The sequence below is a fragment of the Sedimentibacter saalensis genome (assembly GCF_007830175.1).
GTDB lineage: Bacteria > Bacillota > Clostridia > Tissierellales > Sedimentibacteraceae > Sedimentibacter > Sedimentibacter saalensis.
In genome coordinates, this window is record NZ_VLKH01000010.1 from 70,813 (window position 1) to 96,278 (window position 25,466).

The following is a 25,466-nucleotide window of genomic DNA, read 5'->3' on the forward strand; positions in this document are numbered from 1 at the left end:
TAAAAACTGTTTTACAGTCTCTACCATATTTAAGCTAATACACAATTTACAAAATGTCCCGGTTCCACTTCTTTAGTTGCAATATCTCCACCGATACAAGATTCAGTAGCATAAAGACATCTTTTTGAAAAACGGCATCCAGGTTTTGGATTAATAGGTGATGTTATTTCTCCCTTAAGAAATATTCTATCCATCTTATAATCAGGATCCGGCACTGGTATTGCAGAAAGCAAAGCCTTTGTATATGGATGAACTGGATTTTCAAATAATTTTTTTGAAGGGGCCTTCTCAACCATTTGACCTAAATACATAACCGCTATATCGTTTGCAAAATGCTTTACAACTGAAAGATCGTGTGTTATAAACATATAAGTCAAATTTAACTCGTCCTGTAAATCCTGCATTAAGTTCAATATTTGAGCTTGAATTGATACGTCTAAAGCTGAAACAGGTTCATCGCATACTATAAATTCAGGGTTAACGGCTAATGCCCTGGCAATACCAATTCTTTGACGTCTACCTCCATCAAGTTCATGAGGATATGTATTTATCAATCTTTTGGCAAGACCAACCAACTCCATTACTTTATCAACTTGTGCATTTAATCCTTTTTTATCTGACTTAAGGAAAATCCCTTGTACCATTAAAGGTTCAATTATTGCTTCACTAACGGTCATCCTTGGATTAAGAGAAGCAAATGGGTCTTGAAAAATTATTTGCATCTTTTTTCTCATATTTTTCATTTGAACTTTATTATATTGTATGATATCTTCACCTTTATATAATACCTTCCCGGATGTTGGTTCATGAAGCCTTAATATTGCACGGCCCATTGTAGACTTTCCACATCCAGATTCTCCAACTACCCCTAAGGTTTCGCCTTTTTTAATAGAAAAATTCATATCATCTACAGCATGTAAAAGTCCGCTTGGCGTATCAAAATATTTTTTTAAGTGTTCGACTTTTAATAATTCATCATTTTCAATCATATTATTATCCTCTTTTCTACTGGTAAAGAATGCATCTAACCTTATGAGTTTCACTCAGCTGAACCATATCTGGTAGTTTTTCTGCGCAAATAGGTTTTGAATATTTGCATCTATCATAAAATTTACACCCTTTAGGCAGTTTTGTTGGGTCCGGCATTATTCCAACTATAGCTTGCAACCTGTTCACATTTACAGTTAAACTTGGAATAGAGCCAAATAATCCTTCAGTGTAAGGATGTTTTGTTTCTTTATAAATCTCTTTTAATGAGCCATATTCCACTATTTCTCCTGCATATATAATTGCTACATAGTCGCAGTTTTGAGCAACCACCCCCAAATCGTGCGTAATTAGCAACATGGATGTATTATTTTCTGATTTTAATTTATAAATCATGTCAAGAACTTGTGCCTGAATTGTAACATCTAAAGCTGTAGTTGGCTCATCAGCTATAAGAATTTTAGGATTGCAAGCCAATGCAATAGCAATAACGACCCTTTGCTTCATGCCTCCTGAAAATTGATGAGGATATTCATCATATCGTTCTTTTGGAATACCCACCCTCTCCAACATATCCTCGGCCAATATTCTCGCACTTGCCTTTGTTATTTTATTATGGTTAATTATAACTTCCATAATTTGTTCTCCAACCGTTAAGACAGGGTTTAACGAGGTCATGGGATCCTGAAAAATCATTGAAATATGTTGCCCACGTATTTTTTGCATTTCTATATTTGTTAATTTTGTTAAATCTTTACCCTCATATAAAACTTGGCCTCCTACTATCTTGCCTGGAGGATTTGGTACAAGTCCCATTATACCCCGTGCCAAGGTAGTTTTTCCTGCACCGGTTTCACCGACTAAACCAAGAGTTTCTCCTACGCCCAATTTAAGGTTAACGTCATTTAGTGCTTGCACAATACCATCATCTGTTTCATAATATATAGTTAAGTCCTTAATATCTAATAAATTACTCATATCATCGTACCTTTCCAATTTATTAATTTTTTAGTCTTGGATCTAGTGCATCCCTAAGCCCATCACCAACAAGATTTAGTGCAAGTATAGTAAACATGATGCCTAACCCGGGAATTGCCGTAACATGCCAAGCATCTCTTATATAAGTTCTTGCATTTGATAGCATCGCGCCCCACTCTGGTGTTGGAGGCTGAATTCCCAACCCTAAGAATGATAGCCCTGCTATTGATAGAATTGCGCTAGCAATTCCAAGAGTAAACTGTACAATTAACGGAGATAGTGAATTTGGAATAATATACTTAAGAATAATTCTAATATCACTACACCCAATTGCTCTTGCTGCCTCAATAAATTCTTGGTCTTTAACAGTAAGAACTGATGCACGTACTGTACGTGCAAATCTTGGAATCAATGATACTGCGATTGCTATTAGAACATTAATTAAGCTTGTTCCAAGCGAAGCAACTATAGCTATTGCTAAAAGCATGGAAGGAATAGCTAAAAGAATATCCATTAACCTCATTATTACATTATCTGTCACTTTTCCATAAAAACCTGAGACAGCTCCCAAAACTCCTCCGACAATACATGATAACACAATTGCTATTGTCCCCATAAATAAGGAATAACGTGTACCCCAAAGCATTCTCATCAATACGTCTCGACCAAATTCATCCAATCCGAAAATATGCCCAGGGCTGGGTCCCTCTAATCTTCTGCGTAAATCTTGTTTAATTATATGTTGATTATAAAAAGATTGCCCTGTTGCTATATCTATAACTATAGTGGCAAACGCTATTATGACAAGTATAATCATAAAGTATAATCCAATCATAGCCATTTTGTTTTTTTTGAATCTTCTCCAGGTATCCTCCCATAAAGAACGTTGCTCACTTACTTTATTTGCATTTTTAACTTTTTCCATGTGATTACCTACTTTCTCTTATACTGTGACTTTATACGTGGATCAACAAATGCATAGACTATATCTACAATTAAATTTACAACTGTAAACATTATTGCAAGGAAAATAACCGATCCTAATACCAGCGGAATATCCTTAGATTTTATTGAGTCTATCATAAGTCGTCCAACTCCAGGCCAGGAAAAAACAGTTTCTGTAAGCATTGAACCTCCTAAAAGCGTTCCAAACTGTAACCCTACTGCAGTTATAATAGGTATCATAGCATTTTTTAGCATATGGTGATTTGTTATAATCTTTTCAGATAACCCTTTTGCTCTTGCAGTACTAATATAATCTTGACGAGTTACGTCCAACATAGATGACCTAGTCATTCTTGCAATTACAGCCGCAGACATAGCTCCCAAACTAAATGAAGGTAATATTAAACTTTTGATAAGCGGTATAAACCCTACGCCCATGCCTTGTGAAGGTAAAATTTTTAAATTTAATGAGAAAAATATTACTAACATTAATCCTAACCAAAAGACCGGCATAGAAACACCTATTAAAGCAATAATCATTGAAATGTTATCCATCATTGAGTATTGCTTTAACGCAGAGGTTATCCCTGTTGGTATCCCAATTAATAATGCTATAAGTGTACTTATTACAGCTAAAATAAAGGTATTAGGGAATCTTTGTATTACTTGATCCCAAACATCTAAATTGTTTCTGTAAGATGTACCTAAATCTCCATGTACTAAATTCACCATATAATTGCCATATCGAACAAATATCGGGTCGTTTAATCCCAACTCTTCACGTTTCATTTCCAATGCTTCCGCAGTTGCTTGGTCACCTAAAATTATTGCTGCCGGATCTCCCGGTGAAAGATTCAAAATAAAAAATACAATGAATGTTACGCCAATAATTACAGGTATCAACATCAATACGCGTCTAAATATATACTTATACATGTCTCACACTCCGTTAAAAATACTTTCTATTTTTTTATTTTGTATTCTAATTATTTACTTATATCTAATCCTTTTATTATGAACCTTAGTATTATCATGTTTGTATTATCATGTTTGTACTATCATTGCTGACTCCTTCCCATAAAATAAAAGGATGTGCATAATATATAACAACATGCGATGATTCACCTTTCTATATATCACTCATATTAGGCTTTTCTTCTATGAATTCGCATGGTAGCCCAAGTTTTATAAAAAAATTTGAAATGGATATTAAGGCAAATTTTTCTGTTGAATAGTGCGTGCCTCCAATAATATTAATTTCGTTACATTCAGCGAGCTCGTGTATTTTGGGAACCCAAAAGACTTCCTTGTTCGTCACGCCTGTTACAAATGTGTTAATGCCTTGTTTTTTTAGAAATTCATATATGTCTTGTTTTGCGCAGCCAGCCATAACCGCAATACGTTTGTTTTTAATTTCCTTGTCGCCGTAAGCATATAATTTTACATCATGTCCCAAGATTTTTTCCAAGCTTGTGCACAAGTCAGCTACATTCCCATAACCTCCATAGCAAAGTTCCCCCATATATACACCGTTTTGAAGATAAAATGTATCATATGGTTTTAATCCCAATGTTATGGATAGGGTATAGCTTGGAGAAAATATGCTGTGCCTGTCTAAAGGGATATGGTAAGAAAAAAGATTAATACGATTTTCCTTCATTCGATGTATTAAATGGTCTGGTATATCCGGATATGCCAAGTTCTCATTTGCTTTAGGCGGAACAGGATGATGTGTAAAAATCATAATATCCTTTTCATTCCTTGACAAAACTTCATTTATTACTTCCTCAGAAGCAAATGTTGAGGTATAAATTTTTTTTACTAAATCAGTATTGTGATGCTGTATGCCAATCCTTGGAAAAATATCCGTGCATTCCTGCGGTCGAAAAATTCGTTCTAATGATTTATATAAATCCCTTGCATTCTCTCCTGAAAAGTTCATTTGATCTATCCCCGTAATTTTTTATTTTTAAAATGGCAATATTTCCAACCACAATTCTTTAGAGCATAAACATCAACTCATATAATCTTTATAATTTACTGTTTCTTCTGAAACTTGTTTATTTTCATTAATAAATTGACTTACCAACAACTCTTCTTTAACAATTTTGTCCAACTGCTCTCCAAGCTGTATTGCAATAAACGATGTAAGAAGTTCTATAAATTTCATTGGCATGGAAAGTGAATTGTAAAAAAATGGGGTTTCAGTCTTACATAGGAAATTGTATCCATCTTCTGTGATAGCAGGTGAATTCATACTATTAGTAATAGTTATAATTTTTGCACCTTTCATCTTAGCAAACTTTATTACTTCTACGGTCGGTATATGATAAGGTGGAAAGGAAAATAAAATAATGAAATCATTACTATCAACCCTCGCAAGAGCAGTCCTAACAGCATCATTATCCTCTAATTTTATTGATGAAGCTTTCAATCTTAAGTAGATTAACTTATTGGATAAATAATCAGCCAAGGCTTTTGACGCATTATGGCCAAAAATAGTTATATCATTCGCATTTAGCAGCTCATTTGCACATTCAAAAATCTTGTCAACCTCTACGCCTTTTATCATATCTTCAACGTTTTTTCGTTCAAGAAAACAAATCATTTTGAATAAGCTTTTCATTTTTTGTTTTGAATCAGATGAATGTCGAGCCATATATTCAATATCTTTAAAATTTAAATTGTTTTTTTCATTGCCTCGTAAAGCTTCTTTTAATCCAATAAAATTTTTAAACCCCAAATTTTCACATAATCGCAAAATTGAAACTTCCGATGCATTAGCACGCCTTGATAGTTCCTTTAAAGATAAAAAAACAACATCTTCATAATTGCTTATGATATATTCATATATTTCCTGTTGTTTTTTTGTAAGTTTATTATACTTTTTATAAAAAAAACTTATATTAGCCATACATACCTCTTTATAATGTTTGCTTTATTGTACTATGACATATTGCCATTGTCAACAGAAAAAACGTTGTCAATTCAATATAGTTTAAAGTGTTTACTTTACTTGTCGCTATTTTGTTAACATTTCCATTTAAATAAGTTGTATATAAAAGCAAAATTTTATTCATAACATTTCAATATCTGCATTATAATTTTATTAAAAATAACAAAAACCCTGAATCGACAATAAATATTTACCGTTTCAAGGTCTTGCCTTTTTATAATTATAATTTATTGTGATAATACCTACTTTTAGAAATTTCTAACATAAATCTTTGAGAACAAGTTCAACATACTTTACCATGACTTCAACTACGATCTTTATAATTACTATCTTCCCTTGTTTATGCCAGAGCTGTCAATCCATGCAGCAAACTCAGGACTTTTCACGAGGTGTTTACCAGAACCTTATGGTTCTATTAGTTATTCCTATGACCAACTCTTAGGTGGTTTATTCTTCCTTGGAAATGATTATAAAAATTTATAGAGATATTTACTGTATAGACAAACAATTTTTTTGGATTTAATGTTTCCAAATCCTATTTAGACTGTACAAACTTTTACTTTGAAATTGACAGAGAGGATGACTTTAGAAGAAGGGGATCTAGCAAAAGCAAGAAGATCCTATTGTCGGCCTTGGATTGTTGGATCGCAATCAAATACCTATCGGAATGAAAAAAATTGAAAAAGAACTATTGTTTTTATAAGGTAATTCAGATAATTTTTTGCTTTCATGTTGTTCTTCAATATGTTCTTTATATTGGGGTTTGTTTTCATCAATACCTTTTTCACCTAGTAAAGTTTGCATGGCTTCTTTAAAACCTCTAACTTCATATTCAATCAAGAAATCTAATGTACCACCTCCAATATTTCTTGAAAACCACTTCCATTTGTTGTTTGATATAACTAAGCTGTCATGTTCTTTCAATCTTACATCACTGTGGCTATAAATCAGTTCATATCCTCTACCTTCAACATAATCTAATAAGGATATATTTTGTACTTTAGCAATTTGATATTTTGTGTACATAGATTCAACCTCCATTTATCATAATTAATAGGCAACAGTATATTATTACTGCTGCCATAAAATAAAAAACTCCTGTTCCAACAGAACAGAAGTCATCTATGTTTATATCTTTATATTTTTCTATACTTATTACTCTATTTTATGAAAATTATCTTTGGTTTTCCAATTAATGTCACCTGTTTTTCTCTTTTACTATAGGTTTTAAGAATATGGTCGTTGATAATGAAATACATATGGCAGGTAATAATATTTTTTGGTATAAAAGTGAGAATTCATAATTTGCAACATATATAAGAAAAAAGTTAACAACGAAAAAAACTATGAAAAATATAGTAAGTACAATTTTAATTTTTTTTATACCCTTACATATAATTAAAATTTTATATAGTAATATCGTAAGAAATACTGAAATTAAAATCACTAGTAATAAACCATACTTTAAATAAAATTCCAATTCCATAATAATACCTCCTATTCACTATCATAAAGATTAATACTTATCTGCTAATACATTATACAACTAATTTTTAAAAAATCCAATTGTTTGAATTTATTTGATCATTTCGAGGCGAATAAAAGTCCGACAAACTGGAGTTTGTTAGAATGATTTATCAAATGCTAATTTTCCACTCCCCTGAAAAATAATGACTCCGCAATTTTCATAACCATTCTTTTTTAAAATATGCTGCATACGTTCATTCGGGAAATCTGTATCTATTCTAATATTTCTAATACTATTTTGAATGCACATCTCTTCTATCAGCTTAAACGTTATTCCCGCCAGCCCCATTCCTCTAAAATTCTTATTAAATGCCATTCGATGAACAACTGCATATGGTTCTTCTGTTCTCCATTTTCCTTGAATATCCTCATATGCTGGTTCGCCATCATAGTCTATGCACATATATCCAGCAATTACACCGTCAACTTTTACGACATATCCCTTTTTATTTTTTATATCATTGTAGATTGTATCCTTATTAGGATAATCATCTGTCCACTGAACAAAGCCTTGCTCTTTCTGAAAATCTCTTCCTGCATTGATAATTTGATTGCATATTTCCCAATCTTCAAGCTGTGCAAATTCAAGTGTATTCATGTCCTCTCCCTATATAATATCGATTTTTCTTTGATTATATCATACTTAAAATAAAGTAAAAACAATTAATCATATTTAGATGCTCCCTCTTTTCCTTTAGCGCTAATATAAAAACTATCAACAAAGTACTGAGAATAATCTTTACTGAATTTTGAAATGTCTTCTTTAATTTTCCATTACATTTTATCTTTTTTAGTAAACCCTACAATTACAAAGAATGCAGAATCTGTATCCGTTCCTTTTAAATATTCAAGTATCTGTTTACAAAAATTACTTTTCAAAGCTGAATTCGAGGCTAACTTAAACTTTCTTTAATACCATGTACTGTCATAATAGTATAATTTTTTTGATAACGTTTATACTTTTATATTGTATTCTATTGACTTTACATTTAAACTTTTTTATAATATTATATATAATACGGTCATATTTAATATAACTTCATCAATTTTTACATTCAGAGGTCTTTATATGCCATAAACCCTTATTTCCATTAAAAAAAAGAACGGAAATTATGGATATTATACGGACACAGGTCAAGGCTTTGTCCCGTTCTGAAATTATTGAACTTTCTGAAAAACGTTACTGGAAGAAAATCTCTATTCATATTCTATTGAACAGTTTATTGAAAAAAGGGGCAATCAAAGTAGAAGGTTTCGTAAAAACAGGAAAAAATTTTGGAAGAACCTATTCATCAGCAATAACACAAGTAGAATATCTGTTTTGACTTCAATCTACAGTGGTGTGACACGAACGTACTGGGAAAGCAGTTCAACCTGCATAAGACGAACATTGCGAATGAAGAGCTGGTTGGCAGACTTTATATGACGCGAAGTCCAAGGAAGCGACTGCCTGACCGATTGCTCTCTACATTCCAATAGCTTAAGCAACAAGAAGGCATATGGACATGGCTGACTTGTCTGTACCGTATCCTATAAAATTAATGTAATAGGAGGCAATATTATATGAAAAAGCAAATATTCGTTATCATTTTGTTTGCAACAGTACTTTTGGTTTCATCGTGTACTAAGACTGTGGAGACTTATGTGTTTCCCATTAACAGAGAAACCGTAGAGAATGTGGTACGCGATAAAAATTCGAATTGGACCATTACTGATGAACAAAACAAAGAGTATCAAACTTCATTTGTTATAAAGGATAGAAAAGACGAACCCGGACGGATTGATACAGGCATCACGGCTACCATTGATTCAATCGGTAATGAAGAAGAAAGATATCTAACAGTTCAAGTTATGTACCCTAATGATTATTCTGTTGAACAAATTCAAGAAGAGCAAGTTCAGAATTTACCTTTGTTATTTGACATTGCATCAGAGATATATGGAAATATCGATTCAAAAGCCTTGTATGATGAATTTTTAAAGCATTTAGATGGCAACGAAAATTATGAAATTAAAGGTGTTCAGTGGAATCATGAGGTAAATGGCAACCATGTGTTTATTAAAATGACACCACTTAACAATGGGATAATGTATAGAAAGTGTGCCGTTTTCATAATGAATGAAGCATCATATGAAAAATTTATGGACGGATTAACTCTAAATCAATAGAATTTTAGTTACATTAAGTACATTACTATGCGAAAATGATATGATATATAAAAACCACCTAAAGGTTCATAATTACTTTAGATGGTTTTTTATGTGATTATGCATAAATCTTGTAACCTTATTTTATTTACAAAAACTATAAAAAACCTAATTCAACCCTGGAACTTCCAGTTCCTTCTATTGCTTCACATCAAAAAACAAAACCCCTATTTTTTGTATCGTAAGGCTAATATCCTAAACTTTCTCCAACAATTATTACTTTAATTCGTCCTTTAAACACTGACCCACTTGTAATTACAAGCTGATTACAGCTATCTTCCGCTACTTTAGAAAGATCATCAAAATTTGAGTAGTCCTTCTTAAATGCCAGACATATCATTTGTGCAGCATAGTTTTTCACTCGAAGTATAGCTGCCTCTAAATTTGGCTCCACCTTATTGATTCCTGCTATTACTATGACATTTTTCGGTCCAAAAATAAGTGGGGCTACCCTATTGCCAATGCCGTCTGCATTTACCATCTCACCTGTAGCTGATATAGCGTTAGAACTCATTAAAAAGTAATCAGCACTTAATGCTTGGTGGGCAATTTTCTCCATAGCACTAGCACCTTGTGCTTGTGCGTCTTTAGGGTCTAAAAAATTGTATCCTTCGCTTTTTAATGCAGCACGCAAACCAATTTCATCAAGTGTAACAGAACTTCCGCAGGAAACTAGACTTTCTTTAGGAATCATCTCAAGAACTTTTTTAAGAGCCTCTTCTTTTGACGCGCAATAAAGTCCTTCCATATTCCTTTTTTTAAACTCCTCAATCAGCTTCTGTGCCAATAAAGCGTTATAACATTCTTTTGTATTAATAGTATTCATAATCTATTCCTCCCATATCCTTTTAGAACATTTTAGCAGAAGGACAAAAAAATGAATAGTCTTTATCTTCATTCAAAAGTCTGTTATAATTAAAGTAGGGAGAAAGTCATGATGTTATATATGGATACTCATAGCCTTTTTAATAACATCAACAGTTTCATTTCCAATCATGTTTGCTTTCTGGCTGCCAGTAAGTATAATATCCCGAACTTCTTTAATATTTTCTTCATAATAAGCTCTTCTTTCTCTGAATGGCTCAAGGAGCTGATTTATCTTTTTTGACAAATCATTTTTACAAGCTACACAACCAATGCTGGCGTTTTTGCACATTTCACAAATATTATTGTATTCTTCATGATTAAATGCCTTATGGTATTTACTTATTGTACATATTTCTGGATTCCCCTTATCTTTCACGCTTATCCTATTTTTATCAGTTACTGCTGATTTTACCTTTTTATTTACTTCTTCAACAGTATCTGATAAATATATTGCATTACCAAGGCTTTTACCCATCTTAGAATTCCCATCCATACCAATGAGTCGAGGCGTTTCACTGATTAAGGCTTGTGGTTCTTTGATTATAACTCTGCCATTACCATATAAATCATTAAACCTTCTCACGATTTTTCTTCCTAGTTCTATGTGAGGAATCTGATCTTCGCCAACTGGAACTAAATCAGCATTGCAGAAAGTTATGTCTGCTGTTTGACTGACAGGATATCCTAAAAAACCATAGCTTAAGTCATCGTACCCATATTGCTTTGCCTCAGTCTTTATAGTCGGATTATGACGCAATGAATTTACAGAGACAAGCATTGAATAGAACACTGTTAATTCTGCAATTGCACTGATTTTAGATTGCAAGAAAATTGTTACCTTATTGGGGTCTAATCCCACTGATAAATTGTCGATTGCTACATCGTAGATACCTTTGTTAATTAACTCTGGTTGTTCAAAATGCGTTGTTAACGCCTGTATATCTGCTAAAATAATGAATGTATCATATTCATCTTGTAATTTTACTCTGTTTTGAAGACTTCCTACATAATGTCCCAAGTGTAACTTCCCCGTTGTCCTGTCACCTGTTAAAATTCTTTTCATATTAAAATCCTCCTACAATTTTTTAGAATGAACCTCATCATTCATAAATTATTTAATAAAACAAAAAAACTCCTATCCCAAAGGGACAGAAGTCTATTATCTGTTTTGCCACCCAAATAGCAAGTTTCACATACCATCATATGCTTCCATCATAACGGTTAGGATTTCCGTCAACGCCTACTCGCACACTTTCGGGTTGCCCTCATGAGCCCATTCAACATAAATTTAATGCTATATTCCCACCTACAATAGCTCTCTGGAATTAATTTAATATGTTTACTACTCTCATTCAACGGTTTATATTTTATTACATAATATGTCTCTAAAAAATATTTGTCAAGTCAAAAAAATTCTTTTTTCTCCTTATTGAATGTTAAAAAAAGAGTATTTTGTGTTTATAAAAATCAAACTTTTAATTTTGCTAGAACAAATCTAAACCAAATAAATAATATTATTCCTTTTAGTATTGAGGAAATACTGATGCTCCACCAAACACCGGATAATCCTAATACCGTAGAACTCAGTATAAGTGCAAATGGAATTCTTAATACATTTAACACTACACCGTTAACGGTTGGCTGTAATGTTTTACCCAGACCATTAAAAGCTCCTATCGTTCCAATTTCAACACACATGAAAAATTGCGACAATCCTAAAATTCTTAAATATATAACACCTTCATTTATGGCAATGGGATCATTAGGTACAAATATTGCAAACAAGAATTTAGCAGCAAATATCAGCAGCAAAGATGTAAATATACCGATACTGCCTAAAATTTGTATACCCTGCTTATAGACTTCCTTAATCCGTTCAAGCTTTTTAGCCCCATAGTTTTGTCCAACAAATGCTGATATTGATGATGAAAATCCTTCGGATGTCATCCAGGAAATAGATTCTATTTGAGAACCTATGCTTTGTACAGCTACAGCCACAGGACCAAATTGTGCAATTATTTTGGTAAGAATCATGTTAATTACAGCATGTAATCCTGTTTGCAAAAATGGAGGAAAACCTAGCTTCATAATACTTTTTACAATTTGCATATCTGGTTTTGAAAGTAATGATACGTGAGAATAAATATTATTAAAAGCTTTACCCAAAATTACAAATAATATTGTAACAACAAATTGAGACATTATAGTTGCTAAAGCTGCTCCCTTTATGCCCAATTGAGGTAAGGGTCCAACACCAAATATTAACAGCGGGTCAAGTATAATGTTGGCAACTAATCCTATAGTATTTATTTTAAATGGAGTAATGCTGTTTCCGGTGCTGTTAAGTGCAGCTGAAAAAATCGGATTTAGAAAATGAAAAATTATTCCTATTGATATTATAGTCAAATATTCTATTGCCATTTGAATTACGTTAGAATCTTGTAAATTGAAAAAACCTATAATATTATGCCTAAATGAAAATAGAAACAAAGAATACAATAAAGCTATGAATATATCCAACTGAAATCCATTGGTAATATATTTTTTAGCACTTTCAGAATCATTGCGTCCAATATATTGAGCTACATTAACGCCTACTCCCACCTGTGTAATCATTACTAAGGATGATCCAAACCATAAGAAAAAGCCGGCTGTTCCTGCTGCAGCAACTGCTCCTGTGCTCAATCTCCCAAGCCACATAATATCAGTTAAATTGTATGCCATATGTATAAATGATGTGCCCATGATTGGCAAAGCAAGTTTAACTAATGTACTGCGTATTTTACCTTCTTTTAAATCCAAATTTTTACTCATATGCTATATCCGTTCTAATTATATTCACTTATCAAGTCTAACTGAAAGCATACATATTTACAAGTTAAATAATTATAAATTTTTAATTCAACAAATTTATTCAAAATTATGTTTCTAATATATAATATCTCTAATGTTTTAATACTCTCCCAAATTCATAATCTAACTTTTTTATGGTTAATGCACCCTTTGTTTTTCACTTACATTGAATATATAACTCTTAAAATAAGAGCTTCCTACAATTATACAAATCATAGAAGGCTCTTATTTTACAATTTAGATGCTTTTTACATACCTGGAGTACGCTTTAAATTTACCGAACCTAGTTATGGCAGACGCACCTTTATTAGCTCTGCAAAAAATTCCGCTCCAGTCAATAATACATCATCGTTATAATCGTACTGGGAATTGTGAAGCGGAATATTTTTAGAAACTTCTGTACTTTTTCCACTTCCGAGGAATAAGAAACATCCAGGTACATATTTTAAGAAATTGCCAAAGTCTTCTGATGCCATCCAAGGCTCGCAATTTGTATTGACCTTGTCTTCTCCCACAACATTTTTAGCAACTTTTACAACCACATCCACGCATTTTTCCCAATTAATTGTAGGTGCAAACTCATGAGTATACTCAAATTCACATTCTGCACCATTCATCTGACAAATCCCTTCGCTGATGCTTCTCATTCTTGTTTCAATCAGTTCTTGAACTTCGGTTGAAAAGCTTCTTGTATCTCCTGAAATCTCAACATTTGAAGGTATGGCATTATGAACGCCATCAGTATGCAGCTCAGTACATGATATAACTGCCTGATTTAAAGGATTAACATTACGAGATACTATGGTCTGCAATGATACTATTATCTGAGCAGCTGTTACAAGCGGGTCTATTCCCACATGAGGACTCGAAGCATGGGAGCCCTTACCTTTTATTTTAATAACAAAATTATCTTCGCTTGCCAGTATTCCAAGCGGACGCGTGTGAATTGTGCCTTCGGGAAGAAATGGCATATTGTGAAGGCCATATATTTCATCTACCGTGAATTTTTCAAAAAACCCATCATCAATCATTGCTTGTGCACCTTTTCCAGGTTCCTCAGCAGGTTGGAATATCAATCTTACTGTTCCGTTGAAATTTTTTCTTTCTGAAAGCAATTTTGCTGCTCCCAGCAATGTAGCAGTATGTCCATCATGACCGCATGCGTGCATTTTGCCACAGTTCTTGGAGGCATATGGTATTTCTCCTTTTTCCGTCATGTTGATTGCATCCATATCAGCTCTAAGTCCTATAACGCCTGTACCATCTCCAACTTTTAAGCTTGCAACAACACCTGTCTTTCCGATTCCTGTTTCAACTTCATAACCCATTACTATTAATTTTTCTGCAACAAACTTTGCTGTATTTTCCTCTTGAAAAGCTGATTCTGGATTTTGGTGTAAATAGTGTCTCCATTCAACCAATTGATTTATTAATTCTAAATTATTCACAACAGTCCTCCTTTATTATTTTACTTAATTCCATTTCACAAATCAACTTTTGTAATATCTGAATCATAGTTTCATATAGATTTTATCGTCTTATATAAATTACTATACATGCAGATTAAAACCTATGACTGTCTCTTTAATTTATTTGAATTCCGCCAGCTTCACAATTACATCCATCAATACATTTGCTCCGGCTACTAAATCAGGTACCGGTGTGAATTCCTTAGGATTATGGCTGATACCATTCACGCTTGGAACAAAAATCATAGCAGTAGGACAAATGCGTGCCATCATCTGGGCATCCTGACCAGCTCCGGAAGTCATTCGTCTGCATTGCAGATTGTGCTGTCTTGCTGCATCTTCAACCAGTCTTACTATATTTTCATCGAAAATAACAGGCTCAAAACGTACTAATCTTTCTGTAGAAATATTAACATTTTTGCTGATTTCAATCTCCTTCAGATAGTCTGCAAGTGCAGCTTCTTCTTTCTTTAATATTTCCTCATTAGGATTGCGCAAATCTACTGTAAATGTAGCTTTAGAGGGTATAACATTTATAGCATTTGGTTCAAATGCAATACATCCAACTGTTGCAACAGAATTTGAGCTGTTTGCCATATCACACACAAAACTTATCACCTTGGCTGCTGCATGCCCTGCATCTTTACGCATAGCCATAGGTGTTGTTCCAGCGTGATTTGCAACTCCTTCGATTGTAATGCGCTGCCAGGAAATTCCTTGAAGATTTTCAACTGCTCCAATAGGCATTTTCATGCTGTCTAGTATTGGTCCTTGCTCTATGTGAAGTTCTATAAAAGAATGAGGTTTTAAAAATCCAGGTTCTTCCGGACCATAATATCCAATCCTCTTTAACTCTTCACCAAGCACTGTACCGTCTGTTCCAACAGTCGCAAGTGCTTCATCTGATGATAGATCTCCTGCATACACCAAGGAACCCATCATGTCAGGTGCATAGCGCACACCTTCTTCATTTGTGAAGACCCCTACTGCAATTGGTCTGGAGGAAACAAACCCATTACTACGCAATGTATTAATCACTTCAATTCCAGCAACAACACCATAACAGCCATCGTAAATTCCTGCATTTATAACAGTGTCAATATGTGACCCAGTCATGACAGGAGCTTGCCCTTCATTTTCATGGTTGCTCCAAATACCAAATATGTTTCCTATGCGATCAATTTTAACTTCTAAACCAGCTTCCTTCATCCATGCCACCACTGCATCACGTCCTGCTTTATCTGCATCAGAGACTGCTAACCTTGTCAGCTTGTCTGCCTCACGACCGGTTTGGCCAAGCTTCTTAAGATGGCTTAGAAAACGCTCTTCATTTATTGATAGTTTTATGCTCACTAAAGTATCTCCTCTTTATTTATAATCTACAATATAATTATATTGACAAAATACTGTACAGTATATAATAATGTGACTATAAAATATCGTTATTTTGATTTTATACGAGGTGATAATTTGCAAGTATATGATATTCACATTGATCAACAAATGAAAGAAACAACTCAACATGGCAGTCTAGATTTTCCTTTTGCTATTTATGAAACACAACTTAATAAAAATGTTTTGGGATTTGTAAACTGGCATTGGCATAATGAGCTACAATTTTGCTATGTTGTTTCGGGCATTATTATGCTTTACATCAATAATGAAGAAATCATACTAAAATCCGGACAAGGTTTTTTTATAAATAAGGATGTCCTTCATATGATTAAGCCATTTGAAATTCCGGACAGCAAATATGTATGTATAAACGTACATCCAACACTGATATATGGCTCACCAGGAAATGTTATAGAACAAAGACTAATAAGACCATTTATTCAAAGTTCAACATTAACTCACTGTATTTTTTCACCTGAAACAGCTTCAGAAAACCAAATTCTGTTGCAATTTTCAAAAATGAATAGCCTATATACAGAAGGTAAATACGGTCATGAACTTGATATTCTCATAAGTTTACTTACCGTATGGAAAGAAATAATAATGATTCAGAAACAAAAGCTCCCTATTGTCAGAGCTATATCTGAAATGGATGAAACCCGCATAAAAGCATTGCTGTTGTTGATTCATAACCGATATAAGGATAAACTTAAACTTAAGGATTTTTCTGATGAAGTTCATCTTTGCAGCAGTGAATGCTGCCGATTATTCAAACGTCATATGGGATGTACCATATTTGAATATGTGATCGATTATAGAATAGAAAAAAGTATAGATTCCTTGGTTTTTTCTGATTTATCAATCAGTCAAATCGCTTATGACTGTGGATTTGGCAGCACCAGCTACTATATTGAAAATTTCAGAAATAAAACAGGCATGACTCCCTTGGAATATAAAAAGAGCCTATGTTCCAAGAAATAGGAATAAGTTATGTACAATTAATTTGTACGAAAAACATTTATAATATGTTGCATTTTCACTTTATATATTCTATAAAGACTACAGTGAAAGTTCAATTAACTTGAGCAGCTAATATATTGAAAATCAGAGACTTCAAAAAAATTAGGATGCTTAACTCGATGAAATATCGAAATCAAGCATCCAATTTTACATAAGTATTTAATTAATTTACCTGTCTACCTGACAAGAGTCAGTTCAAAAATATTAGGACATAAATTATTTACTATGTAATTAAATCGATTAATATTGTAAAATATTTTCCAAACTACATTCTTTTACATCATCATATCCAAAAACATCACTAAAATATTTCACTACAAGGTCGTTCATAATATTTAAATCTAATTCATTGCCTAACAAACTTTTTAATGAAACTACACCTTTATCTTGTATACCACATGGTATTATCCATTTGAAATGGTCGAGATTTGTGTTTACATTAAATGCAAAACCATGCATGGTAACCCATCTTTTCATCAATACACCTATTGCAGTGATTTTATTATCATCAACCCACACCCCTGTGTACTTCATGTCTTTTGTGTAGGCTTGTATATTAAATTCTTCCTTTAACAACTTAATTATAACTTCTTCCACCTTATGTACATATAGCTTTAAATCCTTGCCATGATTGTTAAGGTCAATAATGGGATATCCTACAATTTGTCCTGGTCCATGATAGGTAACATCACCGCCGCGATTTACGTAGTGTAAATTTACATTGTTGTCCTCAAGAAATTCTTCTGATACAATAATATTGTCATTGTCACCGCTTCTTCCTACTGTAATAACAGGGAAATGCTCTAATAAAAGCAAAGTATCAGCAATTTTACTTTCTTGCCTTAATTTTACAATTTCTTGTTGAAGTTTAAATGCTTCATCATATTCTATCTTTCCTAGTTTAACAACATTAAGCTGCATTTTGTTCTCCTTACTTATCTTACTTAAATATGCTTGATGCTTCCCCGGCTTTATATGAACTTCTTACTAATGGACCGCTTGCAACATATTTAAAACCCTTTTCCAACGCAACCTTTTTATATTCTTCGAATTTTTCCGGTGTTACATATTCCTTAAGCTCTATATGTTGTTCTGATGGTCGAAGGTATTGACCAATGGTAAATATATCGCAATTTACCTTTAAGCAGTCGTCCATAACTTCGTATACCTGCTCATCCGTTTCACCAAGTCCAACCATAATTCCTGTCTTGGAAGTTATATGAGGAGCCTTTTCTTTAACATATTGAAGTACCTGGAGCGATCTTTCATAATCAGCCTGAGGACGTACATCGGCGTAAAGATATTTAACTGTTTCAACATTGTGATTGATTACATTTGGGTTTGCATTTATAACAATATCCAAATTTTCATGAACACCCTTTAAATCAGGTATAAGAACCTCTATTGTAGTATCCGGATTTATATTTCTTACTGCTTCAATGGTTTTTGCAAAGTGAGCTGCACCGCCATCAGGCAAATCATCTCTTGTAACAGAGGTAATTACCACATGTGTTAGATTAAGTTTTTTTACAGCCTGTGCTAAGTTCATTGGCTCTTCAGGATCCACATTTGTGGCATGTCCATTTGAAACATTGCAAAACCTACAATTTCTTGTGCAGACGCTTCCTAAAATCATAAATGTTGCTGTTTTTTTCTTGAAACATTCCCCTAAATTAGGGCAGTTTGCTTCCTTGCAAACTGTGTTAAGCTTTAAATCAGCCATTAGATGGCTTACTTCATCAACTGCTTCTTTATTATAATTTACTTTTAACCATTCAGGTAATTTTCTTCCCATTTTTAACTCCTATACTGTTTCTATTTCAGCTATTATTTCGTCTACTTTTACATTGTCTCCTTCTTTATAATACAATGTGACTAATCTTCCATTTTCATCACTTTCAATTTCACTAACAACCTTTTCAGTTTCAACTTCAAAAAGCACATCACCTTTTTTTATTTCATCTCCAGGATGCTTGCACAATGTAACCAATAAACCGCTTTCCATATTAGCACTAAGCTTTGGCATTGTAATTATTTTTTTCATATTTCCTCCTTTAGAAAAAGCAATCAGCTAATTCTTCATAATTTAAATTTTTCATATTTTTGAGAGAACTAATTTCCTTAAGTTTGTTTACTATATTCATGTAACTGTAACGAGAATCGGTAATATGTTCTTGTAAATCATTACACGGAATATTGTTTCCTTGAACATAACAGTTTGTTATAACACCTTTTTTAACATATAATTTCACATTGATTTTATCACCGAGAATTTCACTTTCCTTTTCATAGGAAAAATCCGGTGAGGCACCAAAGTTCCATTCCCATTTCGAATATTTATTTTCAGCAAGTTCCTGTATTGTTTCAATTTGTTCTTCATTTATTTCATATTTTCCTGCATTGCCAGAAAACATTGTATTAATCAATAATCTTTGAAACTCATCTATATTAATTTCATCTCTAAGATGATCCTTAATATTGGTAACAATGCTCCTTACTGACTTCACTGACTTTGATTCAATTTTTCCTTCAGTAGTTTTTAACAAGTCATGAAGCATGGTTAAATCTGCATCAAAGAGCAGTGTTCCGTGATGTAATGCCCTGTTGCCTTTTATTGTTTGAGCACTTCCTGAAATTTTTTTACCGTCAATAGCTATATCGCTGGTTCTTCTTTTTTCAGCTTTAACTCCTATTGAATTCAGGGCATTTATTACCGGTATAATAAATTGATCATAATCAATGAATGTATTTTTATCGTAATCAGTAATTACTGAGTAGTTTAAGTTTCCCCTGTCATGGAAAACAGTACCGCCTCCTGTATTTCTTCGGGCTACTTTAATATTGTTTTGTTCTATTGCCTTAATATTTATTTCTTCAAAGACATTCTGATGTTTTCCTAAAACAATGCTGTTATGATTTTTCCACAGCATAAAATATGTATCATCTTTTAAATTATTAAATATGTATTCCTCTAAGGCAAGATTAAAATATACATCATCACTAATACTTTCTATGTATTTCATTAATTTACGCTCCTTGATAAGTACAATTTTTATGTTCTTTCTTCAATCTATCTTTTCAAGATAAGAATGAATTCCTGTTAACTAATACGAAAACTGATTGAGCAAGGTTAAAATTGTTTTATTATATCACGAACATTTTATTGGCGCAATAATTTCCAATATTTATACAGTTACACCATTGAATCCATATAAAGTACTTTCAAATAAGACAAGTTATCACACCTTACGTGTTATGTAATATATTGAAAATGAACTTACATCAAAGGTGGTGATATTATGGGTTATAGAAATAATGGTAATGTTGCTGGTACAACTGGTAGAAGATGTGACTGCGAATGCGTTTTTGAATGTTTATTGGAATTACTTGAAGATGTGCTTGGAGAAAACAATCATCATTGCTGCCATAGGAATAATGTAGCTGGCACTGGCAGAAATCGTCACTGCGACTGCGAATGTGTTTTCGAGTGTTTAGAAGAATTGCTTGAAGATGCATTAGAAGAAAACAATGGCCATCATTGTCATAGATAGTTATTATATGTTGGTCTACTATGGACGGGAATTGAATCCCGTCCTTTAGTTATTTTATGTGATAAAAAACTCCTAGATTGTGCTCCTACTTTCTATTATTCACAAGTATTAATTCAATTCAAGTTAGTTTAACACCGCTTGTAAGAATAAAATCATTAATCATATTCAACATTTAAATGAATACTATATCAATAAAACCATTCAATCTGGAGGTATTATGGGATATTATATAAGTGTTGAACCGAATGTCAATTTATATGTTGAGGATCTTAATCCGGAGGGCAAAAGGACAATTGTATTCTTGCACGGTTGGCCCGGCAGCCATGATTTGTTTGAGTATCAGTTTGATGTTTTGCCGAGGAGAGGCTACAGATGTATTGGAATAGATCAAAGAGGATTTGGAAAATCCGACAAACCATGGCATGGTTATGATTACAATCGCTTAGCTGATGATGTGAGATGCATCGTTGAGGCTCTGAAGCTGCAGGATTTTGTATTGGCAGGTCACTCCACAGGTGGAGCAATTGCACTAAGATATATGTCCAGGTATACCGGCTATGGTGTGTCAAAGCTTGCTTTGTTTGCTGCTGCAGCCCCGAGTTTAGTAAAATTGCCGAACTTTCCATATGGTATAGAAAAAAATGTAGTCACGGACATAATTGAAGGCACTTATAATGATCGGCCCAAAATGCTTAGAGGTTTCGGAGAGATTTTTTTCTTTCAGCACACATCTGAACCATTTAATGAATGGTTCCTTCAATTGGGGCTGCAAGCGGCTGGATGGTCAACTGCTGCTATTGCAAATACTTGGTTACAAGAACAATTATTTTATGATATAGAGTCTATAAAAGTACCTACGTTAATTATACATGGAATTCATGATAAAGTTGTTCCATTTGAATTAGGCGAAGTGCAACACTATGGAATTAAAAATTCTATTTTGTTGCCGTTTGAATTCAGCGGTCATGGTGCTTTCTATGATGAACATGAAAAGTTCAATGAAGAATTGATGAAATTTATTGAAAAATAAGCAAAGTAGTGAACTTAAAAAGCAATAATAAATACCTGCATTTTATTCCTGTGTAAAAATCCTAAAGACAACATATACTAACAGTATATAAAGGAGGAATTTTTATGACAATGAGCAAAATAATGCAGGAAAAGTTCAATGGAATTTCTGCTATGATAAATAACACTCCCCTGCTTGAAATTTCTCTCCGTTACAGAGGAACTGAAAGAAAGGTATATGCCAAAGCTGAGTATTACAATTTTACAGGAAGCATAAAGGACAGAATTGTCCTTCACATAATGAAGCAGTTTTATGATGACGGAACCATTAAAGAAGGTGATACAATTGTTGAAGCAACAAGCGGCAATACCGGGATTTCCATATCAGCAATTGGAGTGTATCTTGGCAATCCTGTTAAAATATTCATGCCGGACTGGATGTGCCGTGAGCGACTTATTCTCATGAAGGAGTATGGGGCAACTGTAACATCAGTTTCCAAGGAAGACGGAGGTTTTAAGGGCTGTATTGAAATGGCCTCTGACATGGGGAAAGAAAATGGTATATGTCTGCCATGTCAATTTTCTAATCCAGTCAACGTTGACGCCCATTATAAAACAACCGGGAAAGAAATATTATCTCAACTTGCTGAATTTGGAAAGAAGCCTGATGGCATTGTGGCCGGAATCGGCACCGGTGGCACCATAATGGGTATAAAGAAAGCTCTTCAGGAAATATATCCAGACTGTAAGGCATTTCCGTTAGAACCGGAAAACTCGCCATTAATGACAACAGACGGTAAGTCATTCGGTCCTCACAGAATCGCCGGTATCGGCGATGACTTCATTCCCGAAATTGTAAAACTTAATGAACTTGATGACATTATTACCGTTGATGACGGTGATGCCATCAATATGGCAAGGAAGCTTGCTTCACAGCTGGGAATCGGTGTAGGCATTTCCTCCGGTGCAAACTTTCTTGGTGCACTGAAAGCTCAGGACATTCTTGGCAGTGAGGATTCCATTGTTGTAACAGTATTTGCTGATGACAACAAGAAATATCTGTCAACTGAATTAGTGGAAAGTCAAGAGGAAAAGCCCGCACACATGACTCCTCATATAGAACTGATGGGTTTTAGAGCCATCAGGTAACGTCTTTCAAGTTTACAAAATAAAACCATCCATGGCCATAGAACCTGCCCTCATCAAGTGTCTTGAAGTTGTCAGGTTCTTTTGATAATCTATCTGCATGAGTCTTTGCTTCCGACAAATATGCGCCAAATTCTTCGGAAAGCTGATGTATTTCCGTGGAGTTTATTTTATTTTTTTTGCTGATAAACTTAATGCTTTCTTTTATTCCAAAGCTATCCACCATGTCATATGAATCCTTATAATTTGTATGGCTCCACTTCCCTGTTTTTAAATCCATCTCATATTCATTTAAAAACAAGTATCCGTACTGTGCTGTGAACTCAACAGCGTTTAGTATGAACTCAACCTCATCTTCAGTCATTACATAATGAATGTTAAATCTTAGCCATCCAGGTTTTATTGATGTAACCCCGTCTTTTATAAACTGCCTGTAAGCCTTTGATTTTTCTTCGCTGATTTTCATGAGTCTGTGGCCGTAAGGAGCAGCACATGCACATCCGGCTCTCATTTGAATTCCAAACAAATCATTTATGAGTTTAGCAGCAAACCTTGGGTGAAGAAGTTTATCACTGTGCTTAATCTTGATTGAAAATATAGGCATTCTGTTTTCATCTGCAGGTCCAAGTATCTCAATGTTAGGATTTGACTTTAATCTATCCAATACCTTTTTTGTATTATACTTCTCTTTTTCTTCTATTTTTTCTGTTCCCGTCAAATCCTTGAGCTCAATTGCAAGTGCAGCCTTGAACAACTGCAGTATTCCAGGAGTTCCGGCCATTTCTCTTAATTCTGGATTGCTGATATAATCGTGAGCATATGCACTCACATAAGATACTGTTCCGCCTCCTGAAACTGTGGGAGGAATGCTGCTGTCATAAAGCCTTTCATTTAAGATAAGCAAGCCTGAAGCACCTGTGCCTCCCAGCCATTTGTGGGGAGCTACATATATGGCATCCAGAAATTCATCGCTGCCCTTGTTCATGTTTATTTCAACATAGGGCGAACATGCAGCGTAGTCAAAACACACGTAACCATTGTTTTCGTGCATTATTCTGGCAATATCATAGACAGGAGTGATAACGCCTGTTACATTTGATGCTGCTGAGAAAGAACCTATTTTCAGTCTGCCCTTATACTTTTCATCAGAAACTTTCCTTCTGAGATTGTCCATGTCAAATTTACCATCTATATCAAGTTCAATCTCCACTGTTTCTGCCAACCCTTCCTTCCACATGAGAATGTTGGAGTGATGTTCGTAAGGACCGATGAAAACCACAGGCATATGTTTTTTGCATTCTTCTGATTCATTTACAAGATCATAAAGACCCTTGTTGTTTTTAAAATAGTTACCTATTATGCTGTCAACTCTTCTGCTGGCTGCAGGCGGAATATAAATACCCATAATTTTAGCGAAAGATTCAATGGCTCCCGTAGCGCCGTTTCCTGATGGTATTACAATACAATTTTTCTCGGCATTGAAATGTTTCTTAATAATATCAAGTGACTTGTGAAGTATTTTAGTCATAACCTCTCCGGTCATGTCATCTTCTGTATGGGTATTTGCATAGCATTTTTGAATATCTGCCAGATATTCTTCCATAAATTTTAATCCACGTGCAGAAGCAGTAAAATCTGCATAAGTCATTACTCTTTCACCATAGGGTGTCTTGAATTTATATCCATACCCAATCAATTCGTCTCTTAATGTTTCAAATGATATGCTCATAATATCTCCTCCATTTTATATGCTTTTATAATTAACTGTAGAGGTAATTATATTCATATCTAGAAAAAAATTTGATATAACCCACCCTTATTTTATTTTTTCAGCTATTGCTTTTATTTTATACTAATTTTATAATGATTGTAAAAGGAGTGATGTTCAATTGGCAAAGAGAGCTTTTTATTGTCCCCAGTGCAAGGCAAATTTCAATGTGGAGAGTTATTACAATAAACTTGGCAGTCCTCTAAGGAAATGTCCAGGCTGTTTAAATACGTATTATGATACTTCAGTCAGGGAACCCGCACTAATGTCACCTTCAGACTTCCTTCCTAAAACAATAGGTGCAATTGCATGGTGCATTCTTATTAGTTTTGCAATAGGTTCAGCCGTAGCTTTGATTGCTGTTGGGTCTATAAGTTTTGATGTATTTTTGAAGGCTGGTTCAGCAGTATTCCTGATTTATGTGTTAGTACTCAGGCCCTGGGACTATAGGGATGAAATCAATGCTTCGCTGGAAAGGTTGAAGGATGAAAACTATGTAAAAGCCTTAAAAAAATACGGCAAATGTGACATCGCACCAGATTCGGCATATTTAAAATTTATTAACAGCGATAAAAATTATGTATAGTTTACATTGACTTAAAAAAATAAGAGTGGCAATCCATTTCTGGTTTTACTACGGATTTGTGATTGCCACTTATTAGTAAATACATAAATTTATTGTATTAATGGTAACAACAACAATATACTTTATGTAGTCTAATAAAGAAGTCACAGCTACGATTTACTTGTCGTGTGCTGTGACAATTATTTTTACAGTGTATAAACTT

25 protein-coding genes, 1 pseudogene and 1 other annotated feature are annotated in these 25,466 nt (G+C 33.7%); of the genes and pseudogenes, 8 read left to right on the top strand and 18 right to left on the bottom strand.

Annotated elements, in window-relative coordinates; translation table 11 throughout:
* Positions 1–29 precede the first annotated feature (29 nt).
* The 6 genes from LY60_RS14570 to LY60_RS14595 all read right to left on the bottom strand — a co-directional run bounded on the left by LY60_RS14570 (position 30) and on the right by LY60_RS14595 (position 5,824).
* On the bottom strand, positions 30–989 hold the full coding sequence (locus LY60_RS14570) for an ABC transporter ATP-binding protein (protein ID WP_019229806.1): 960 nt from the start codon (positions 987–989) through the stop codon (positions 30–32).
* 16 nt (positions 990–1,005) lie between these two features.
* Positions 1,006–1,965 carry an ABC transporter ATP-binding protein gene (locus LY60_RS14575; protein WP_145085677.1) on the bottom strand — a complete coding sequence of 320 codons (960 nt, stop codon included), beginning with the start codon at positions 1,963–1,965 and terminating at the stop codon, positions 1,006–1,008.
* A gap of 22 nt (positions 1,966–1,987) precedes the next feature.
* Positions 1,988–2,890, bottom strand: a complete 903-nt coding sequence (locus LY60_RS14580) for an ABC transporter permease (protein ID WP_145085454.1) — start codon at positions 2,888–2,890, stop codon at positions 1,988–1,990.
* 8 nt (positions 2,891–2,898) lie between these two features.
* A complete protein-coding gene (locus tag LY60_RS14585; RefSeq protein WP_145085457.1) occupies positions 2,899–3,846 on the bottom strand; it encodes an ABC transporter permease in 948 nt (315 codons plus the stop codon).
* A 193-nt stretch (positions 3,847–4,039) separates the two neighbouring features.
* The gene (locus LY60_RS14590) at positions 4,040–4,852 is read right to left on the bottom strand and encodes a Nif3-like dinuclear metal center hexameric protein (protein ID WP_145085460.1); all 813 of its coding nucleotides are present in this window, start codon (positions 4,850–4,852) and stop codon (positions 4,040–4,042) included.
* Positions 4,853–4,924: 72 nt separating this feature from the next.
* Positions 4,925–5,824 carry a MurR/RpiR family transcriptional regulator gene (locus LY60_RS14595; protein ID WP_145085463.1) on the bottom strand — a complete coding sequence of 300 codons (900 nt, stop codon included), beginning with the start codon at positions 5,822–5,824 and terminating at the stop codon, positions 4,925–4,927.
* 333 nt (positions 5,825–6,157) lie between these two features.
* Between LY60_RS14595 and LY60_RS18400 the strand changes: the two are divergent.
* Positions 6,158–6,539 (top strand): annotated as a pseudogene (locus tag LY60_RS18400) (IS1634 family transposase); the annotation flags it as partial.
* Here the strand turns inward: LY60_RS18400 and LY60_RS14600 are convergent.
* Both LY60_RS14600 and LY60_RS14605 read right to left on the bottom strand, forming a co-directional pair.
* The gene (locus LY60_RS14600) at positions 6,518–6,892 is read right to left on the bottom strand and encodes a hypothetical protein (protein WP_145085466.1); all 375 of its coding nucleotides are present in this window, start codon (positions 6,890–6,892) and stop codon (positions 6,518–6,520) included. The pseudogene LY60_RS18400 and the gene LY60_RS14600 overlap by 22 nt on opposite strands.
* 598 nt (positions 6,893–7,490) lie before the next feature.
* A complete protein-coding gene (locus LY60_RS14605; RefSeq protein ID WP_145085469.1) occupies positions 7,491–7,991 on the bottom strand; it encodes a GNAT family N-acetyltransferase in 501 nt (166 codons plus the stop codon).
* 514 nt (positions 7,992–8,505) lie between these two features.
* Here LY60_RS14605 and LY60_RS14610 point away from each other — a divergent pair.
* Positions 8,506–8,718, top strand: a complete 213-nt coding sequence (locus LY60_RS14610) for a BlaI/MecI/CopY family transcriptional regulator (protein WP_145085472.1) — start codon at positions 8,506–8,508, stop codon at positions 8,716–8,718.
* Between the two features lie 238 nt (positions 8,719–8,956).
* Positions 8,957–9,562, top strand: a complete 606-nt coding sequence (locus LY60_RS14615; RefSeq protein WP_145085475.1) for a hypothetical protein — start codon at positions 8,957–8,959, stop codon at positions 9,560–9,562.
* 226 nt (positions 9,563–9,788) lie between these two features.
* On the opposite strand, the gene LY60_RS14620 is transcribed toward LY60_RS14615, so the two are convergent.
* The 5 genes from LY60_RS14620 to LY60_RS14640 form a co-directional block, all read right to left on the bottom strand.
* The gene (locus LY60_RS14620; protein WP_246145510.1) at positions 9,789–10,427 is read right to left on the bottom strand and encodes a lactate utilization protein; all 639 of its coding nucleotides are present in this window, start codon (positions 10,425–10,427) and stop codon (positions 9,789–9,791) included.
* A 114-nt stretch (positions 10,428–10,541) separates the two neighbouring features.
* On the bottom strand, positions 10,542–11,531 hold the full coding sequence (gene trpS, locus LY60_RS14625; protein WP_145085478.1) for a tryptophan--tRNA ligase: 990 nt from the start codon (positions 11,529–11,531) through the stop codon (positions 10,542–10,544).
* 78 nt (positions 11,532–11,609) lie between these two features.
* Positions 11,610–11,833: a binding site (T-box leader), on the bottom strand.
* A 102-nt stretch (positions 11,834–11,935) separates the two neighbouring features.
* A complete protein-coding gene (locus LY60_RS14630) occupies positions 11,936–13,282 on the bottom strand; it encodes an MATE family efflux transporter (RefSeq protein WP_145085482.1) in 1,347 nt (448 codons plus the stop codon).
* Between the two features lie 326 nt (positions 13,283–13,608).
* Positions 13,609–14,769: a M20 aminoacylase family protein gene (locus tag LY60_RS14635; RefSeq protein ID WP_145085485.1), complete on the bottom strand. Its 1,161-nt coding sequence runs from the start codon at positions 14,767–14,769 to the stop codon at positions 13,609–13,611.
* 141 nt (positions 14,770–14,910) lie between these two features.
* Positions 14,911–16,143, bottom strand: a complete 1,233-nt coding sequence (locus tag LY60_RS14640) for a Zn-dependent hydrolase (RefSeq protein ID WP_145085488.1) — start codon at positions 16,141–16,143, stop codon at positions 14,911–14,913.
* A gap of 150 nt (positions 16,144–16,293) precedes the next feature.
* Between LY60_RS14640 and LY60_RS14645 the strand changes: the two genes are divergently transcribed.
* Positions 16,294–17,166 (top strand): AraC family transcriptional regulator, encoded by an 873-nt coding sequence (locus LY60_RS14645; protein ID WP_145085491.1) that lies wholly within the window; start codon positions 16,294–16,296, stop codon positions 17,164–17,166.
* Positions 17,167–17,445: 279 nt separating this feature from the next.
* Here LY60_RS14645 and lipB read toward each other — a convergent pair whose 3' ends face one another.
* Genes lipB through lplA form a run of 4 tightly spaced genes read right to left on the bottom strand, consistent with a single transcriptional unit; the run spans position 17,446 to position 20,228 of the window.
* A complete protein-coding gene (gene lipB, locus LY60_RS14650; RefSeq protein WP_145085494.1) occupies positions 17,446–18,126 on the bottom strand; it encodes a lipoyl(octanoyl) transferase LipB in 681 nt (226 codons plus the stop codon).
* 19 nt (positions 18,127–18,145) lie between these two features.
* Positions 18,146–19,000, bottom strand: a complete 855-nt coding sequence (gene lipA / locus LY60_RS14655) for a lipoyl synthase (protein WP_145085497.1) — start codon at positions 18,998–19,000, stop codon at positions 18,146–18,148.
* 9 nt (positions 19,001–19,009) lie between these two features.
* Complete coding sequence (locus tag LY60_RS14660) at positions 19,010–19,249, bottom strand: biotin/lipoyl-containing protein (RefSeq protein WP_145085500.1); 240 nt, start codon at positions 19,247–19,249, stop codon at positions 19,010–19,012.
* Between the two features lie 10 nt (positions 19,250–19,259).
* Positions 19,260–20,228, bottom strand: coding sequence for a lipoate--protein ligase (gene lplA / locus LY60_RS14665; RefSeq protein ID WP_145085503.1), 969 nt, complete (start codon positions 20,226–20,228; stop codon positions 19,260–19,262).
* 354 nt (positions 20,229–20,582) lie between these two features.
* Here lplA and LY60_RS18070 point away from each other — a divergent pair, with 354 nt between their 5' ends.
* The 3 genes from LY60_RS18070 to LY60_RS14675 all read left to right on the top strand — a co-directional run bounded on the left by LY60_RS18070 (position 20,583) and on the right by LY60_RS14675 (position 22,913).
* A complete protein-coding gene (locus LY60_RS18070; RefSeq protein WP_170226252.1) occupies positions 20,583–20,756 on the top strand; it encodes a hypothetical protein in 174 nt (57 codons plus the stop codon).
* 217 nt (positions 20,757–20,973) lie between these two features.
* On the top strand, positions 20,974–21,786 hold the full coding sequence (locus LY60_RS14670; protein WP_145085506.1) for an alpha/beta fold hydrolase: 813 nt from the start codon (positions 20,974–20,976) through the stop codon (positions 21,784–21,786).
* A gap of 104 nt (positions 21,787–21,890) precedes the next feature.
* A complete protein-coding gene (locus LY60_RS14675) occupies positions 21,891–22,913 on the top strand; it encodes a PLP-dependent cysteine synthase family protein (protein ID WP_332459412.1) in 1,023 nt (340 codons plus the stop codon).
* Here LY60_RS14675 and LY60_RS14680 read toward each other — a convergent pair.
* Entirely contained in the window at positions 22,906–24,639 is a 1,734-nt protein-coding gene (locus tag LY60_RS14680) for an aminotransferase class V-fold PLP-dependent enzyme (RefSeq protein WP_145085509.1), read from the bottom strand. The genes LY60_RS14675 and LY60_RS14680 overlap by 8 nt on opposite strands.
* Positions 24,640–24,799: 160 nt before the next feature.
* On the opposite strand from LY60_RS14680, the gene LY60_RS14685 reads away from it, so the two are divergent.
* On the top strand, positions 24,800–25,264 hold the full coding sequence (locus LY60_RS14685; RefSeq protein WP_145085512.1) for a hypothetical protein: 465 nt from the start codon (positions 24,800–24,802) through the stop codon (positions 25,262–25,264).
* The last annotated feature ends 202 nt before the right edge of the window (positions 25,265–25,466 follow it).

Excerpts from the sequence above, each read along its gene's own strand:
- lipA (WP_145085497.1), bottom strand. The coding sequence starts at position 19,000 with ATGGGAAGAAAATTACCTGAATGGTTAAAAGTAAATTATAATAAAGAA.
- LY60_RS14645 (WP_145085491.1), top strand. The coding sequence starts at position 16,294 with ATGAAAGAAACAACTCAACATGGCAGTCTAGATTTTCCTTTTGCTATT.
- LY60_RS14630 (WP_145085482.1), bottom strand. The coding sequence starts at position 13,282 with ATGAGTAAAAATTTGGATTTAAAAGAAGGTAAAATACGCAGTACATTA.
- LY60_RS14610 (WP_145085472.1), top strand. The coding sequence starts at position 8,506 with ATGGATATTATACGGACACAGGTCAAGGCTTTGTCCCGTTCTGAAATT.
- LY60_RS14580 (WP_145085454.1), bottom strand. The coding sequence starts at position 2,890 with ATGGAAAAAGTTAAAAATGCAAATAAAGTAAGTGAGCAACGTTCTTTA.
- LY60_RS14680 (WP_145085509.1), bottom strand. The coding sequence starts at position 24,639 with ATGAGCATATCATTTGAAACATTAAGAGACGAATTGATTGGGTATGGA.
- lplA (WP_145085503.1), bottom strand. The coding sequence starts at position 20,228 with ATGAAATACATAGAAAGTATTAGTGATGATGTATATTTTAATCTTGCC.
- LY60_RS14570 (WP_019229806.1), bottom strand. The coding sequence starts at position 989 with ATGATTGAAAATGATGAATTATTAAAAGTCGAACACTTAAAAAAATAT.
- LY60_RS14585 (WP_145085457.1), bottom strand. The coding sequence starts at position 3,846 with ATGTATAAGTATATATTTAGACGCGTATTGATGTTGATACCTGTAATT.
- LY60_RS14595 (WP_145085463.1), bottom strand. The coding sequence starts at position 5,824 with ATGGCTAATATAAGTTTTTTTTATAAAAAGTATAATAAACTTACAAAA.
- lipB (WP_145085494.1), bottom strand. The coding sequence starts at position 18,126 with ATGCAGCTTAATGTTGTTAAACTAGGAAAGATAGAATATGATGAAGCA.
- LY60_RS14675 (WP_332459412.1), top strand. The coding sequence starts at position 21,891 with ATGACAATGAGCAAAATAATGCAGGAAAAGTTCAATGGAATTTCTGCT.
- LY60_RS14615 (WP_145085475.1), top strand. The coding sequence starts at position 8,957 with ATGAAAAAGCAAATATTCGTTATCATTTTGTTTGCAACAGTACTTTTG.
- LY60_RS14660 (WP_145085500.1), bottom strand. The coding sequence starts at position 19,249 with ATGAAAAAAATAATTACAATGCCAAAGCTTAGTGCTAATATGGAAAGC.
- LY60_RS14605 (WP_145085469.1), bottom strand. The coding sequence starts at position 7,991 with ATGAATACACTTGAATTTGCACAGCTTGAAGATTGGGAAATATGCAAT.
- trpS (WP_145085478.1), bottom strand. The coding sequence starts at position 11,531 with ATGAAAAGAATTTTAACAGGTGACAGGACAACGGGGAAGTTACACTTG.
- LY60_RS14600 (WP_145085466.1), bottom strand. The coding sequence starts at position 6,892 with ATGTACACAAAATATCAAATTGCTAAAGTACAAAATATATCCTTATTA.
- LY60_RS14620 (WP_246145510.1), bottom strand. The coding sequence starts at position 10,427 with ATGAATACTATTAATACAAAAGAATGTTATAACGCTTTATTGGCACAG.
- LY60_RS14575 (WP_145085677.1), bottom strand. The coding sequence starts at position 1,965 with ATGAGTAATTTATTAGATATTAAGGACTTAACTATATATTATGAAACA.
- LY60_RS14670 (WP_145085506.1), top strand. The coding sequence starts at position 20,974 with ATGGGATATTATATAAGTGTTGAACCGAATGTCAATTTATATGTTGAG.
- LY60_RS14590 (WP_145085460.1), bottom strand. The coding sequence starts at position 4,852 with ATGAACTTTTCAGGAGAGAATGCAAGGGATTTATATAAATCATTAGAA.